12 protein-coding genes are annotated in these 15,946 nt (G+C 55.2%); 8 read left to right on the forward strand and 4 right to left on the reverse strand.

Features of this window, described 5'->3' with window-relative positions; genetic code table 11:
- Window positions 1–5 precede the first annotated feature (5 nt).
- Window positions 6–599 (reverse strand): transcriptional regulator BetI, encoded by a 594-nt coding sequence (gene betI, locus WFO64_RS14030; protein ID WP_337012638.1) that lies wholly within the window; start codon window positions 597–599, stop codon window positions 6–8.
- Window positions 600–854: 255 nt separating this feature from the next.
- On the opposite strand from betI, the gene WFO64_RS14035 reads away from it, so the two are divergent.
- From WFO64_RS14035 to WFO64_RS14050, 4 genes are all read left to right on the forward strand, one after another.
- Window positions 855–2,885, forward strand: a complete 2,031-nt coding sequence (locus WFO64_RS14035; protein ID WP_337012640.1) for a choline transporter — start codon at window positions 855–857, stop codon at window positions 2,883–2,885.
- 135 nt (window positions 2,886–3,020) lie between these two features.
- Window positions 3,021–4,379 carry an MFS transporter gene (locus WFO64_RS14040; RefSeq protein ID WP_337012643.1) on the forward strand — a complete coding sequence of 453 codons (1,359 nt, stop codon included), beginning with the start codon at window positions 3,021–3,023 and terminating at the stop codon, window positions 4,377–4,379.
- Between the two features lie 137 nt (window positions 4,380–4,516).
- Window positions 4,517–4,729 (forward strand): DUF1272 domain-containing protein, encoded by a 213-nt coding sequence (locus tag WFO64_RS14045; protein WP_337012645.1) that lies wholly within the window; start codon window positions 4,517–4,519, stop codon window positions 4,727–4,729.
- 265 nt (window positions 4,730–4,994) lie between these two features.
- Entirely contained in the window at window positions 4,995–5,642 is a 648-nt protein-coding gene (locus WFO64_RS14050) for a metallophosphoesterase (RefSeq protein WP_337012647.1), read from the forward strand.
- A gap of 1 nt (window position 5,643) precedes the next feature.
- On the opposite strand, the gene rsmF is transcribed toward WFO64_RS14050, so the two are convergent.
- The 3 genes from rsmF to yebS form a co-directional block, all read right to left on the reverse strand.
- Complete coding sequence (gene rsmF / locus WFO64_RS14055; RefSeq protein ID WP_337012649.1) at window positions 5,644–7,071, reverse strand: 16S rRNA (cytosine(1407)-C(5))-methyltransferase RsmF; 1,428 nt, start codon at window positions 7,069–7,071, stop codon at window positions 5,644–5,646.
- An 81-nt stretch (window positions 7,072–7,152) separates the two neighbouring features.
- Complete coding sequence (locus tag WFO64_RS14060; RefSeq protein ID WP_337012651.1) at window positions 7,153–9,786, reverse strand: PqiB family protein; 2,634 nt, start codon at window positions 9,784–9,786, stop codon at window positions 7,153–7,155.
- Window positions 9,755–10,999, reverse strand: coding sequence for a membrane integrity lipid transport subunit YebS (gene yebS / locus WFO64_RS14065; RefSeq protein ID WP_337012653.1), 1,245 nt, complete (start codon window positions 10,997–10,999; stop codon window positions 9,755–9,757). The genes WFO64_RS14060 and yebS overlap by 32 nt, the downstream gene beginning before the upstream one ends.
- Window positions 11,000–11,213: 214 nt before the next feature.
- Between yebS and WFO64_RS14070 the strand changes: the two genes are divergently transcribed.
- From WFO64_RS14070 to htpX, 4 genes are all read left to right on the forward strand, one after another.
- Entirely contained in the window at window positions 11,214–11,714 is a 501-nt protein-coding gene (locus tag WFO64_RS14070; RefSeq protein WP_337012655.1) for a GAF domain-containing protein, read from the forward strand.
- 96 nt (window positions 11,715–11,810) lie between these two features.
- Window positions 11,811–12,512, forward strand: a complete 702-nt coding sequence (proQ, locus tag WFO64_RS14075; RefSeq protein WP_337012657.1) for an RNA chaperone ProQ — start codon at window positions 11,811–11,813, stop codon at window positions 12,510–12,512.
- A gap of 19 nt (window positions 12,513–12,531) precedes the next feature.
- On the forward strand, window positions 12,532–14,571 hold the full coding sequence (gene prc, locus WFO64_RS14080; RefSeq protein WP_337012659.1) for a carboxy terminal-processing peptidase: 2,040 nt from the start codon (window positions 12,532–12,534) through the stop codon (window positions 14,569–14,571).
- 244 nt (window positions 14,572–14,815) lie between these two features.
- Window positions 14,816–15,697 (forward strand): protease HtpX, encoded by an 882-nt coding sequence (gene htpX, locus WFO64_RS14085; protein WP_003852678.1) that lies wholly within the window; start codon window positions 14,816–14,818, stop codon window positions 15,695–15,697.
- The last annotated feature ends 249 nt before the right edge of the window (window positions 15,698–15,946 follow it).

Genomic DNA, 15,946 nt, shown 5'->3' on the forward strand with positions numbered 1-15,946 from the left:
TTCCGTTATTCGTGCTCGCCAGCCAGTTGCTGACGGATGAATTGGGTGGTCAGTGTGCGGGCGACGACCGGGTTAAAAGGCTTACCGCTCAGTGCAGCGCGAAGCCATAGACCATCGATCAGGGCCGCCAGACCGTGTGCGGCCAGGCGAGCCGTTGCCAGCGGCAGTTCTCGCCGGAACTCGACCACCAGCGTTGAGTAGAGCCGCCGGCTGCTGACCCGCTCAAGGCGATTAAGCTGAGGCTGATGCATGCTGCTCGACCAGAAGTCGAGCCAGGCTTTCATGACGGCGCTTTGAACCTGGGTTTCATCAAAATTACCGTCAACAATGGCACATAACCGCTGTTCTGCCGGCGCATCGCCCAGCGGTTGTAGCCGCGCCGTCACCGCTTCACGCAGCTGACGCGTCACATCACGCATCGTGGCTTCCAGCAAGCCGTTCTTATCTTTGAAATAGTGACTGATAATGCCGGTTGAGACCCCCGCCCGACGGGCGATCTGGGCGATGGTGGCATCATTAATCCCTACTTCGTTAATCGTGTTCAGGGTTGCATCAATCAGTTGCCGACGTCGTATCGGCTGCATCCCTACCTTTGGCATAGCTCAAGCTCCACCCTCAAATCGAACCACTATTAAAACTTTTTTTGATTGCATGTTCAATATAAAAAGAAAATTTGTTAGGATGCTGTTCTTCAAATGTAGCGAAAGCGAAACGGCATTGAGTGCTACACTTGGCTCGATTGCCGGAGCAATTAACAGGAAGTAACAGAACGAAATGAGGCCGCACGGCCTGAAAACCGTGGGCGGCAAGATTTATCCATTGCGTATTTTCAGGATATTAACCAGAGGTAATCGATGAATAATCCACCTGCCGGTGAAAAAGACAGACTCAATCCCGTTGTATTTTATACCTCTGCCGGATTGATTCTGACGTTTTCACTTGTGACGATTCTCTACAGTGAACTGGCCGCGAGCTGGATCCTCAAGGCGGTCAACTGGGTTTCCGCTACCTTCGGCTGGTACTACATGCTGGCTGCCACGCTTTACATTGTCTTTGTGCTTTATATGGCCTGCTCACGCTTTGGCTCGATCAAACTCGGGCCGGAGCATTCTAAACCTGAGTTCAGCGTGCTCAGCTGGTCCGCCATGCTGTTTGCTGCTGGCATCGGCATCGACCTGATGTTCTTCTCTGTCGCCGAACCCGTGACGCAGTACATGCAGCCGCCGGAAGGCACAGGCCAGACCATGGAAGCGGCCCGTCAGGCGATGGTCTGGACGCTGTTCCACTATGGACTAACCGGCTGGTCGATGTATGCGTTGATGGGCATCGCGTTGGGCTACTTCAGCTACCGCTATAACCTGCCGCTGACCATTCGTTCGGCGCTCTATCCCATCTTCGGTAAACGCATCTATGGTCCGATTGGTCACACAGTGGATATCGCGGCCGTGGTCGGCACCATCTTTGGTATCGCCACCACGCTTGGCATCGGGGTAGTGCAGCTTAATTACGGGCTGAAAGTGCTGTTTGATATCCCGGAAGGCCTGACCGCGCAGACGGCGCTGATTATTCTCTCTGTGGTCATCGCCACCATTTCTGTGACGTCGGGCGTCGATAAAGGTATCCGTATTCTCTCCGAGCTCAATGTAGCGATGGCGCTGGGACTGATTCTGTTTGTGCTGTTCTTCGGCAACACCGAGTTCCTGCTGAATGCGCTGGTGCTGAATGTCGGGGATTACATCAATCGCTTCATGGGCATGACACTCAATACCTTTGCTTTTGATCGTCCGACCCAATGGATGAACAGCTGGACGCTCTTCTTCTGGGCGTGGTGGGTGGCCTGGTCTCCGTTTGTCGGCCTGTTCCTGGCGCGTATCTCACGCGGTCGCACCATCCGTGAGTTCGTGCTTGGCACGCTGATTATTCCCTTTACCTTTACACTGCTGTGGTTGTCAGTGTTTGGTAATGCCGCGCTGTATCAGATTATTCACGGCAATACTGACTTTGCGCAGGAAGTGATGAACCATGCGGAGCGCGGGTTCTACAGCCTGCTGGCGCAGTACCCGGCGTTTAAACTCAGCGCATCGGTCGCCACCATCACCGGTATGCTCTTCTACGTCACCTCAGCGGATTCCGGCTCGCTGGTGTTGGGGAACTTCACCTCACGGCTTAAAGACATCAACAGTGATGCACCGAACTGGCTGCGTATCTTCTGGTCTGTGGCGATTGGGGTACTGACCCTGAGCATGCTGATGACCAACGGTATCACTGCCTTGCAGAACACCACGGTGATCATGGGGCTGCCGTTCAGCTTTGTTATCTTCTTTGTGATGGCGGGTCTGTTTAAATCCCTCAAGATTGAAGATCACCGTCGGGCCAGCGCCACGCGCGACACTGCGCCTTACCTGGCTCATGCAACCGATCGTCTGACCTGGAAGAAGCGTCTGTCACGCCTGATGAATTATCCTGGCTCGCGCTACACTCAGCAGATGATGGAAAAGACGATTTATCCGGCGATGCAGGAAGTCGCGAAAGAGCTGGAATTGCGTGATGGCCGCGTCACGCTGGAGAGCGTTGCGCCGGATGAGGCCAACCCGATTGGCTATCTGGATCTGCGCGTCCATCTGGGCGAAGAGCAGGACTTCATCTATCAGGTCTGGCCGCAGCAGTATTCTATTCCGGGCTTTACCTATCGCGCCCGCAGCGGTAAGTCGACCTACTACCGCCTGGAAACCTTCCTGCTAGAGGGCAGTCAGGGCAATGACTTGATGGACTACAGCAAAGAGCAGGTGATCATCGACATTCTGGATCAGTATGAGCGACACCTGAACTTCATCCATCTCAACCGCGAGGCGCCGGGCAGCAACATCAGCTTCCCAGGCGCGTAAATCAGGGCCCGTCAGCATACAGCTGGCGGGCTTTTTTTTGCCATCGGCTGTGCGTCCTCCTCCGCCGCCTGCTGAAATCGACTATATTTTGGGCTTTGCTGGCCTGATGCCTGAAGGGTGTTGACAGGGAGTCATATGAGAAAAATATTCAGTACGTTTCTGCCGCTCTATACCACCACGCTGCTGATGCTGCTCGGTTCCGGTTTGCTGACCACCTATGTCTCATTAAGATTGGCCAGCGAGCAGGTTAATGGTGCGCTGATCGGCGCGATTATTGCGGCAAATTACATCGGGCTGGTGATTGGCGGCAAAGTCGGGCACAACCTAATCGCCCGGGTTGGCCATATCCGCGCCTACGTTGCCTGCGCCGGGATTATCACCGCCTCGGTTATTGGTCACGGTCTGACTGACTTTATTCCGCTGTGGGTTTTTCTGCGTCTGATTATCGGACTCTGCATGATGTGCCAGTACATGGTGCTGGAGAGCTGGCTCAACGATCAGGCGGAATCATCCCAGCGCGGCATGATTTTTGGTTTATATATGGTCGCCACCTACCTTGGACTCAGCGGCGGGCAGGTGGTGCTGAGCTTGCAAACCGGGTTTGGGGTAAGCACGTTGCTGATTGTAGCGCTCTGTTTCGCGCTCTGTCTGGTGCCGATAGCGCTGACCACCCGTACCCACGTCCGGCCGATGACACCGGCCCCCATGGAGCTGGGCTATTTTATTCGCACCATCCCTAAGCTGCTCGGCACCACCCTGGTGACGGGCATGGCAATTGGCGCGTTCTACGGACTGGCTCCGGTCTACGGCAGCAGCAAAGGTTTCTCTACCAGTCAGACTGGCTATTTTATGAGTCTCACTATTTTTGCCGGACTGGTGTCTCAGTTTCCGCTGAGCTGGCTCTCTGACCGCTACGATCGTCAGCGGCTATTACTCATTATTGCGATGCTGTTTGCCGTGGCCTGCGTGCCGCTGGTGGTGCTGCCGCATCTGACCTTCCACTGGATGATCGGCATCGCCTTTGTCGCCAGCATGATGCAGTTTGCGCTCTATCCGTTGCAGGTGGCGCTGGCCAACGATCAGGTTGCTGCCGAGCGGCGGGTGTCGTTAACCGCCTGTCTGCTGATGGCGTTTGGTATTGGTGCCAGTATCGGGCCACTGGTGATTGGCGCACTGATGCAGCCGCTGGGCAGCAACATGCTCTATCTCTTCTTTGCGCTCTGTGCGCTGGTGATTGGCGCGCTGAGTTATGTGCGTGCGCCAGGTCCGCTTCCCACAACTGAAGTGCCGTTGCCGCACGTGGTGATGCCTGACAGTCTGGCAACCTCGCCACTGGGGGCAGCGCTGATTCCAACGCTGGAAGAGGAGGTGATTCAGGCGTCAATGGGGGGGCCAGAACCGGAAGAGGAGAGCACTGAGCACGATGACACGGCTGATGCAGATGATTGGCTCGATGACGTCCCTGAAGATCAGCGGCACAAAGAGCCGCGGTAAAGTGTTGATCACAACGCCCCAGCCTGAACCGATTAAAGCATGATGTCCGAATCTGACACGTGCCTGTCCGGTTGCTGGCTCGACATTCGGGCCAGCAACAGCGAAGCTGGTGCATACCCTTTTCACGGAGTAACACCATGCTGGAACTGCGCCCCAACTGTGAACAGTGTGATGTTGATCTGCCGCCATCTTCTCTGGCGGCACGCATCTGCTCGTTTGAATGCACGTTCTGCGCTAACTGTGCTGAGCATCTCATGCATCTTTGTCCCAACTGCGGCGGTGAGCTGGTGCGCCGTCCGGTGCGTCCGGCAGAAAAGTTGCAGAAATATCCAGCTAAAACGCGCAGCTAATCCCAAATGACACGGGTTATTATTCCTGCTGAATAGCCTGAAGCACGCGCTGTCGTTATTATCTTTCAGTCCCTGACAGAGCTACCACCTTAACTGAGTGCCGGAGATAAGCGCCGGAAGGGACGCTCCTTTCATCCACCGATAATCTCTCTTCGGCCTAAACTGGCCAGCCCATTTGCACTCTATCCACATCGTCACGCTGGTTCATCATTGTCCCTGACTATACTCTGAGGATGTTTTCAGCAGATACAGGCCAGGTGCACTGATGTATTACCACTACCTGAATGGCGCAGAGTGGCGACGGATCTGGGTGGTTGGCGATCTGCATGGTTGCCGCCGCGAGCTGGACGTGCTGTTGCAGCAACATCAGTTTGATCCGCAGCAGGATTTACTGATTTCGGTGGGTGACATCATCGATCGCGGGCCCGATAGTCTGGGTTGTCTGGCGCTGCTGGAGGAGCCATGGTTTCGCGGCGTGCGGGGGAATCATGAAGAGATGGCGCTGTCGGCGTTACAGGGTAACGAAATGGCATTGTGGCAGATGAACGGTGGCGACTGGTTCTTTCGGCTGCGAGGCGCAACGCTAATTGCGGCGCGTCACGCGTTGCAGCGTTGCCGTGCTCTGCCGCTGATTCTTCATCTGCAGCTTGGTGAGCAAATTATTGTGATTGCTCATGCTGATTACCCGGCGCAGGAATACGCGCTGAATAAACCGCTCGACTGGCAGCAGGTGGTCTGGAGCCGTCTGCGGCTGGAGGCGATGGAGTCAGGCGAACAAGCGGGCATCCGTGGCGCAGACGCCTTTTACTTTGGCCACACGCCGCTGAAACAGCCGCTGACGATTGCCAATCTGCATTACATCGATACCGGCGCGGTGTTTGGCAATCCTCTGACGATGCGACAAATTCAATGACTCAGCGGAACAGGCGACCGTCGCGCACCAGCTCACGTGGATAGCTGTTCTTGATGCGGCTGCCGACCTTTTTTGCCAGCCCAAGCGGCTGCTGCTGATAAGTGACAATCATCTCGTTGCGGGTAGGGTCGATGTCCGGATAGATATCCCGGCCGCGATACCACTCTTCCGCCTCTGCCGCAGTAAGCTCGAAGGTCTGTGCCGCATCAGGCTGCGCCAGCGCGATGACCGCTTCATGCTGCCAGCGATAGCCTTTAGCAAAGGTTTCTGCCAGCTTAAGGCCAATGCGTGAGAAGCGCACTTTACCCAGCAGCGGGGTAACAGCTTTCGGGAACAGCCAGATCTCTTTATCACGCTGCCACAGCTCCAGTGACGCATCCCATTTGAGGGAGACGGCAGAGGCGGCCTGAGCTATCTCACTTTCCAGCTTGCGGCTGAGGTGGGAGAAGGGCAGCTTACCCACTTTATAGCCCGGCAGCGGCAATGGATCGACCGATGCAGTTTTACGCAGACGGGCAACGAAAAAGCCCTCGCTGTCGAACATTTGCGGGAAGACATGCAGATAGCCCTCTGGGGTAGCGGCCTCGTTGGCACCTTTAAACAGCCCGGAGAGCGGCAACACTTCGACGGCGTCCGGGTAGCGTTGCAGCAGCCAGGCAATCACCTCCTGATTCTCAATCTGATTCAGGGTGCAGGTGGAGTAGACCAGCGTGCCGCCGGGTTTGAGTGCGTGAAATGCACTGTCGAGCAGATCGCGCTGAGTCGTGGCGATGTCATGCGTACTGGCCAGCGACCAGTTTTTTAGCGCATCAGCATCTTTGCGAATCACGCCTTCGCCGGAACAGGGGGCGTCGAGCAGGATGGCATCGAACTGTTCCGGCAGGGCTGGCCCAAATACTCGCGCGTCAAAGTGCGTTAATGCACTGTTGCTGACACCGCAGCGGCTGATGTTGGCGTGCAACACTTTCACCCGGCTGGAGGAGAATTCGTTAGCCAGGATAACGCCCTGATTGCCCATCCGTGCAGCAATCTGCGTCGTTTTAGAACCCGGTGCGGCCGCCATATCCATCACGATGCTGACCTCTGGCTGGGCATCAAACAGGGCGGTCACTGGCAGCATGGAGCTGGCTTCCTGTATGTAAAACTGGCCGCTAAGATGTTCGGCCACGCTGCCCAGCGGCAGGCTCTCATCTTCCCGACTGATCCAGAATCCCTCTTCGCACCACGGCACCGGCGTCAGCAGCCAGCCATACCTGGCGGTCTGGCTCAGGAAGTCGGCTACGCTTATCTTCAGGGTATTCACGCGCAGACTGCGGCGCAGGGGTTGCTGACTGTAAGCAAGGAACTGTGAGAAGCGCGCCTCGTCGGGCAGGCTCTGGCGCATTAACGAGAGAAAATCGGCGGGGAAAAGCGAAGAAGCATCAGACACGGGCACATTCCAGTTAAGGCAAAGGCGGCAGTGTAACATGAGGAAAGAAAACGGGCAGCCAGGCTGCCCGTTCAGGCTAAATTAGCGCGGAGACGGAATCGCCGTTCCCCAGTTACGCCACTCTTTTGGTGCTTCATCCTGCAGCAGGAAATGTTTATCCGGGTTCGCCTGCGGCGCCAGCGGCACCGTCGGCGGCGTCGCAAACTGAATGCCACCGCGAATAAACTGCTGGAAGGTGCCGGTTTTAACCACGCCACCCACCAGACCGAAGTCGAGGTTGTAGCCGGATGCCAGCCAGAACACCGAGTTGTTACGCACCAGATGCTGATACTTCTTGCTGATGCGCAGGGCGATCTGCACGCGGTCCGCCATGTTACCCAGTGAGGTGCCGGTCACGGTACCCACCTCCACACCACGGAACAGCACTGGCGTACCCAGCGACAGTGAACCGGCTTCGGTGGCATCAACATAGATATTCAGGCCATTAAGGTAGCGCGAATCGGTAATGGTACTTTCCTGTAGCTCAAAGGTCCGCGCGGCTCCACCTTTTCCAGGATCAACGTTAACGTAAGGCTGCAACAGGGTTTCCAGATGATTCACGCCCGTGGCGGAAATCTCCGGTGAGACCACCGAGAAACGACTGCCGAGACGGGCGAAATCATTAACATACTCGGGATAGAGCACCGCTTTCGCCACGACCTGATTGTTATCCTTGCTTAACGACAGGGACTCCACCTGGCCGACATTAATACCCAGATAACGAATTGGCATCCCTGCAGAGAGTTTGCTGGCGTCATAGGTGTGCAGCGTAATCTGACTACCCACCGCGCGGGCAGCCGTTTCTGACGGATAGAGCACGCGTTTTGCCCCCTTAGCCGACTCCGCACCACTCATGTTGTCGAAGCTGATTGCGCCTTTCAACGCGCGGTTAAGTGGCGATGCCTGCACCGTCAGGCCGCTGCCGTTGAGGCTGACACGCGCGCCACCCTCAGCCCAGAATACGCTTTCGCTGGTCAGCAGCTTGCGATATTCCGGCTGGATATGTATCGCAATGTCAAAGGCGTCAGCGCGCGGCGTGACTTTGACAATCTCACCCACCTGATATTTGCGGTAAAGCACGATAGAACCCGCCTGCACGTCAGGCAGGCTGTTGGCGGTCAGCATCAGCGTGGTAGAAGGGCCATCGCCGGTAATGCCTTCTTCCGCTTTTTCAGCATCAGCAAACAGCGGATAGGCCGTTTTCGGCTCGCCTTTTTTGCCCGGCTCCAGCCGGATACCGCCATCTACCCACTCACGGGCGCTGGCACCTAAAACCTGCATACCATCAAGGCCGAACTTCACATCGAGCCGACTGTTGACGATAAATTTGCTGTCGCCATGCACCAGATTGCGATTTTCAGGATTGACCGCTACCACGAAATTTACACCATTTTCATCCAGTGACCGCGACATCACCTGACCAATCTGCATGCCGTGCAGCATCAGCGGCTGGCCCTGATCGATACCGTAGCTCTCTGGCGCGCTGAGTTTTACCGTCAGCACGTTGGGTTTCTGCAGCAGAGTCTCATTGGAGGCCAGCACGGTGTAGTGCTGCTGCGGCTCGCCTTCACCCGGGACCAGTTCCAGCGTATTGCCGGTCAGCAGCGCGCTAAGGCTGGTATCGGTCAGGCTGATTTTCGGGCTGTGCATCTCAATGCGGGTGCCGCTGCGCATCAGACCGACAACAGAGGGATCGAGGGTCAGCTCGCCGGTGACCTTGCCACCCTCCTGCAGGTTCAGTTTGGTCAACGTACCGACCTCCAGCCCCTGATAAATCAGTGGGGTACTGCCCGCCTTGAGATTGTTGCCGTTGGGCAGATCCAGGGTGATCAGCACCCCGCGCTGGCTGTGGGCCAGATCGGGGTAGAGGCGGTAGTTCTGATCCGCTTTGGCCGTTTCTGCACCCTGTGGCGAGTCAAACGCTATAGCGCCATTGACCAGTGCCGCCAGACTCTCCAGCTGCACTTTGGCCCCGCTGAGGCTGACGTCAGCATTCACGCCCGATACATTCCAGAAGCGGCTGTTGGTTTTCACCAGATTGATAAAGCGACGGTCAATCAGCACATCAATTGCTACGCCATCGGATTTGTTATTAATGCTGTAGTCATAAACCCGGCCAACCGGAATTTTGCGATAGTAGACCAGCGAACCGGTGTTGAGCGAGCCGAGATCGGGCGCATGCAGGTGGATCAACAATTCGCCAGTATTAACCCGGTATTTGGGCTGCGTATCCAGTGCGGTAAAGGCCTCGCTCGGTTTTCCTTTACCCGGCATCATCCCGATGTAGTTACCGCCGACCAGCGCATCCAGTCCCGACACACCCGCCAGTGAGGCTTTGGGGGTCACCAGCCAGAACTGCGTATCCTCGCGCAGCGCGTCACGCATGTCGCTCTTGATGCTGGCTTTAATCTGAATGCTACGGTAATCATCGCTGAGATTAATGCCCTGCACGGTGCCCACTTCCACGCCCTGATAACGGATCGGGGTGCGGCCCGGCACAATACCATCTGCCGTCTGGAAATTGATGGTGATGGTGGTACCGCGCTCCTGATAATTAGTCCAGAGCAGCCAGCAGGCGATCAGCATTGCAATAATCGGCAGCAGCCAGAAGGGCGAAACTTTACGCTTATTGCGCAGCGTCGCGTTAGTCGGTGTAGTCGGCGTTTCCTGTTGCATGTGCATCCCAGAGCAGGCGGCTGTCCAGCCACTCAACAGACATAATGGTCAGGATGACGGCCGCGCCAAAAAACAGCGCCGCCGGTCCCATGGTAAAAGCCAGCAGCTGATCACGGTTGACCAGCGACAGGGTTAATGAAATGACAAACAGATCGAGCATTGACCAGCGGCCAACCCAGGTCACAAACCGCAACAAGCGGATGCGGGTTCTCAGCCCCTGTTCACAGCGAAAATGAATGCTGAGCAACAGGGTCAGCATCACCAGTACTTTGGTAAAGGGCACCAGAATACTGGCGATAAAAACAATCGCTGCCACCGGAATATTGCCTTCACCCAGCGACAGGATGCCGGAGAAAATGGTGTCCTCACGTCGTGAACCGTTGAGGTAAACCACAGAGATCGGCATAAGATTCGCGGGGATCAACAGCACTATCGATGCGATCAGCGCGGCCCAGGATTTTTGCAGGCTATGGCGGCGGCGGAAGTCGAGCGGAGTGTGGCAGCGCGGACAACGGCCCTGCTCATCGGGGATGGCGGTGTTGTGACAGTTCAGGCAAACCTGCATATCGTCACGGGCCATATTGCCAGGGCTTTGCGGATAGAATTGCTCCCACAACTGCTCCATATTCAGATGGATCAGCGTCAGCACGCTCAGCACCGTCAGGGCAATGTAAGCCGCCAGACCGTAGCCAATCTCCAGCGAAGCATAGTCCTGTACTTTGATCGATGCCACGGCGATGCCGATCAGATAGATATCGAGCATCACCCACTCTTTCAGCTTCTCCAGCATCAGTAACACGGGCCGCAGGTTCATGCCCAGCCGATGGCCAATACCGAGATAACAGATGCCGGCGACCAACGTTACCGGCGCGCCAATGGTGCAGAACGCTACCATCGATGCTGTCAGCACATCACCCTGCTGAGTCATCTGAATCACCCCTTCCAGCACGCTGGCATTAATGCGCATGCCGAGCAGCCGGATATCCACCAGCGGCAGGGAGAAAGCGAAGGGCATTAACACAATCATGGTGGCGGCCATGGCCATGAGGCGGGTCATTGGCCAGTCGCGACCACTAAGAATCTCGGCGTTACAGCGCGGGCAATATGCGGACTGATGCGATTTCACATCCGGTAAGGAAAAAAGGGTATCGCATTGCGGGCAACGCTGATAACGTGCGTGAGGCAATGTCTGGCTGATAGCGTGAATTTTCATAAGGTGATGCAATCTTCGCTCTTCAGAAGTAACCGATATTGTTCGTAAAGACATTGTCTGTGTGCCTGTCTCTGGCATCACGCTTCGATCCGCAGAATGCTAAGGGTATAGCAACTAACGCTATGATTCACCTTGTGGCTCTGGTTATTTAAAACTTATTTTTAACGAACGGTCTGTATCACCCCGTTCAGATGTCATTGGTAACGGTTAAATAATGAACAAAACTGCCTTTTACGCCGATTTGAATCGCGATATGCGCGCCTTGCTGGCGGGAGAAACGGCGTTCCTCGCCGCGATGGGAAACTTTAGTGCGCTGCTGTACGAACGTCTCGATGGCGTGAACTGGGCAGGGTTCTACCTGCTGACGGAAGCCGATACGCTGGTGCTGGGGCCGTTCCAGGGCAAAATTGCCTGTGTGCGCATTCCGGTCGGCAAAGGGGTGTGTGGCACGGCGCTGGCAGAAGAAAAAGTACAACGCGTAGACGATGTGCATGCCTTCCCTGGCCACATCGCCTGTGATGCTGCCAGTAATGCTGAGATTGTGATTCCTCTGAAAGTGAATGGCACTGTGGTTGGGGTGCTGGACATTGACAGCGTGGCGTACAATCGCTTTGACAGCGATGACGAATCGGGGCTGCTCACACTGACTGATGGGCTTTGTGAAGTGCTTGCGAACAGCGACTTAGAAAAATATCTGCAGCTGACGCGCTGCTAATCGTCTGGATCACATGGCATTTAGCGATGTTGTCATTATAATGTCGCCTGTTCATGCCTGCGCTGGTCGGCAAACCCGTTGTAATCAGGAAATTTCATGGAAAATCAACCTAAGTTGAATAGCAGTAAAGAAGTCATTACTTTTCTGGCGGAGCGCTTTCCGCACTGCTTTAGCGCTGAAGGTGAAGCGCGTCCGCTCAAAATCGGTATCTTTCAGGATCTGGTGGAGCGTGTTCAGGGCGAAATGAGTCTGAGCAAAACACAGCTGCGCTCTGCGCTGCGTCTCTATACGTCAAGCTGGCGTTATCTGTACGGCATCAAAGCTGGTGCTATTCGTGTTGATCTCGATGGTAACGCCTGTGGCGTTTTGGATGAGCAACACGTCGAGCATGCACGCAAGCAGCTGGAAGAAGCCAAAGCGCGTGTCCAGGCGCAGCGTGACCAGCAACGTGCCGCACGCCGTGAAGCAGGCGAAAGCGAAGAGGGTGCTGCACCGCGTCGTCCACGCAAGCCCGCGACACGTAAGCCTGCAGAAGGCGAAGCTGCGCGTAAATCGCGTCCACAGTCCACTGCGCCGCGTGCGACCGCCTCACAGCATCGCAAGCCATCCCCACGTCCTGAGCAGGAAGCCCGACCCATCACTGATACTTCAACTTTGCAACCCGGCCAGAGTATTAAAGTTAAAGCAGGCAAGAGTGCGATGGACGCTACCGTTCTTGAAGTGTCGAAAGACGGCGTTCGGGTCCAGCTCGCTTCCGGCATGGCAATGATTGTGCGCGCAGAACATTTGCAGTTCTGAAACGGAGGCTAACCCCGGCATGAACACCCTTTTTAAAGTTGGACTTATTGCGGGCTTGCTGTTAGCAGGCCCAACTTTCGGCGCGGAGAACATCACGCGTGCCGATCAGATTCCCCAGCTTCACGAAGACCCACAGGATCCGACGGTGAGTGAACGTGTTACTTCGCGCTTCACCCGTTCCCACTACCGCCAGTTCGATCTGGATCAGAACTTTTCAGCGAAAATTTTTGATCGCTACCTGAACATGCTCGACTACAGCCACAATGTGCTGCTGGCGTCTGATGTGGCGCAGTTTGCCAGCAAAAAAAACACTGTCGGAGATGAGTTGCGCAGTGGCAAGCTGGATCTCTTTTACGATATTTATAATCTGGCGCAGAAACGCCGTTTTGAGCGCTATCAATATGCGCTGACGGTGCTGACTCGTCCGATGAATTTCAGTGGCAATGACACGATTGACATTGATCGCGCCAAAGCACCCTGGCCGAAAAATCAGTCTGAACTGAATGCGCTCTGGGATGCCAAGGTCAAATATGACCAGTTGAGCCTGAAGCTGGCGGGCAAAAATGATAATGAGATTCGCGACGTTCTGACCAAGCGTTACAACTTCGCCATCCGTCGTCTGGCCCAGAGCAACGGTGAAGATGTTTTCCAGCTGGTGATGAACGCTTTCGCCCGCGAAATCGATCCGCACACCAGCTATCTATCGCCGCGCAACACAGAGCAGTTCAACACCGAGATGAGCCTGTCACTGGAAGGCATTGGTGCGGTACTACAGATGGATGATGACTATACCGTTATCAACTCGATGGTCGCAGGTGGTCCGGCAGCGAAAAGCAAAGCCATTACTGTTGGCGATCGCATCGTCGGTGTCGGTCAGCCAGGCAAACCGATGGAAGATGTCATCGGCTGGCGTCTTGATGATGTCGTGGCAAAAATCAAAGGACCGAAAGGCAGTAAAGTGCGCCTGGAGGTTCTGCCCGCCGGTAAGGGCACCAAAACCCGAACTGTGACGCTGACGCGTGAGAAAATCCGTCTGGAAGATCGCGCGGTTAAAATGAGTGTTAAAAATGTCGGCAAGCAGAAAGTGGGCGTGCTGGATATTCCGGGTTTCTATGTGGGCCTCACCGATGACGTGAAAGTACAGCTGCAGAAAATGCAGAAACAGAACGTCGACAGCGTAGTGATCGATCTGCGTACCAACGGCGGTGGCGCGTTGACCGAAGCAGTATCGCTTTCCGGCCTGTTTATTCCGAGTGGTCCGGTAGTACAGGTACGCGACAATAATGGTCGGGTACGTGAAGACAGTGATAACGACGGCGTGGTGTACTACAAAGGGCCGCTGGTGGTGCTGGTCGATCGATTCAGCGCATCAGCTTCTGAGATCTTTGCTGCCGCGATGCAGGATTACGGTCGTGCCGTGATTGTGGGTGAGCCGACCTTTGGTAAAGGCACTGTTCAGCAGTATCGCTCTTTGAACCGCATTTACGATCAGATGCTGCGTCCGGAGTGGCCAGCGTTAGGCTCTGTTTCTTATACTATTCAGAAGTTTTATCGCATTAATGGCGGCAGCACACAGCGTAAAGGCGTCACGCCGGATCTGCTGATGCCAACTGGCGTTGAAGCGGCTGAAACCGGCGAGAAATTTGAGGATAACGCACTGCCGTGGGATAGCATTAAAGCGGCAACCTATGTCAAAACCGGTGATGTGAAACCGTTGGTTGTGCAGCTGACGAAGCAGCATGCTGACCGTATCGCTCAGGATCGCGAGTTCCAGTACATCATGAAGGACATTGCGCGTTTCACTGCCCTGAAAGATAAGCGCAACTTTGTGTCGCTTAATCTCGCCCAGCGAGAGAAAGAAAACCACGAAGAGGATGCGTCACGTCTGGAACGAATCAACGCGCGCTATCAGGCCGAAGGCAAAAAGCCGCTGAAAAACCTGGATGAGTTGCCGAAAGATTATAAAGAGCCGGATCCGTATCTTGATGAGACGGTGAAGATCGCTAACGATCTTGCGCAACTGGAGAAATCCCAGCCAGACGCGCCAGCGGCTAAATAACGCGCTGTTGACAGAAAAAGCACCGCTTAGCGGTGCTTTTTTTTGTACGCGTAAATGTTTCCAGTAACCAATGATTAGCGGTGGTATACCCGTCTGTGGGTTAAGCTCCTCGTCATGCGTGTCAGAATGTAAAGTTATGTCTTTTTAGGCACTTAAACGTTAAGGTCACTTGAAAAGCCGCTCAATGCTCATAGGATATGTATCCGCGTATAGGCGCGTGAACTACTGAGGATGATTAACAAATATGATGCGTATTGCTCTTTTCCTGATGACCAACCTGGCTGTGATGTTGGTATTCGGGCTGATTCTCAGCCTGACAGGGATCCAGTCAAGCAGTGTCCAGGGCCTGATGATCATGGCAGGCCTGTTTGGCTTCGGCGGTGCGTTTGTTTCACTGCTGATGTCGAAGTGGATGGCGCTGCGATCGGTTGGTGGTGAAGTGATTGAACAGCCACGCAACGAAACCGAGCGCTGGCTGGTGGATACTATCGGCCGTCAGGCACAACAGGCGGGCATTGCGATGCCACAGGTCGCAATTTATCACGCACCTGACATCAATGCCTTTGCCACTGGCGCACGGCGTAACGCCTCACTGGTTGCTGTCTCAACCGGTCTGCTGCAGAACATGAGCCGTGATGAAGCGGAAGCGGTGCTGGCACATGAAGTGTCGCACATCGCTAACGGCGACATGATTACCATGACGCTGATCCAGGGTGTGGTGAACACCTTTGTGATTTTCGTTTCACGTATTCTGGCGCAGATCGCGGCGGGCTTTATGTCCGGCAACCGTGATGGCGAGGAGAGCAGCAACGGTAACCCGCTGGTCTACTTTGCGGTGTCGATGGTGCTGGAACTGGTGTTCGGTATTCTCGCCAGCATTATAACGATGTGGTTCTCCCGTCACCGTGAGTTCCACGCCGATGCCGGTTCAGCGAAGCTGGTGGGTCGCGAGAAAATGATTGCGGCGTTACAGCGCCTGAAAACCAGCTACGAACCACAGGAGCCGAGCAGCATGATGGCGTTCTGCATCAACGGTAAGGGGAAATCGTTCAGTGAGCTGTTTATGTCGCATCCGCCGTTAGACAAACGTATTGAAGCACTGCGCAGCGGTCAGTACCTGAAGTAGCATTAAGCAGAGCAAAAAAGGCGACCCTCGGGTCGCCTTTTCTGTTTAAAAACGCAAATCAAAGTGATTCAGACAGCGATATCTTCGCTCAGCGCACAGGGAAACCGGGCAGGCGAGGAAAGTATCCCGACGCCGATAAGGTGCGGGACGAAACGTCATGGATGACGGTAGTTTTTCCGATCTCACCGGGTTCCTGGTGCCGACTCTGCCTCACAGCGAATCAGCCCACACTCTGCTCACGGGGCGCCT

Source organism: Pantoea sp. AS142, assembly GCF_037152305.1.
Classification (GTDB): Bacteria; Pseudomonadota; Gammaproteobacteria; order Enterobacterales; family Enterobacteriaceae; genus Pantoea.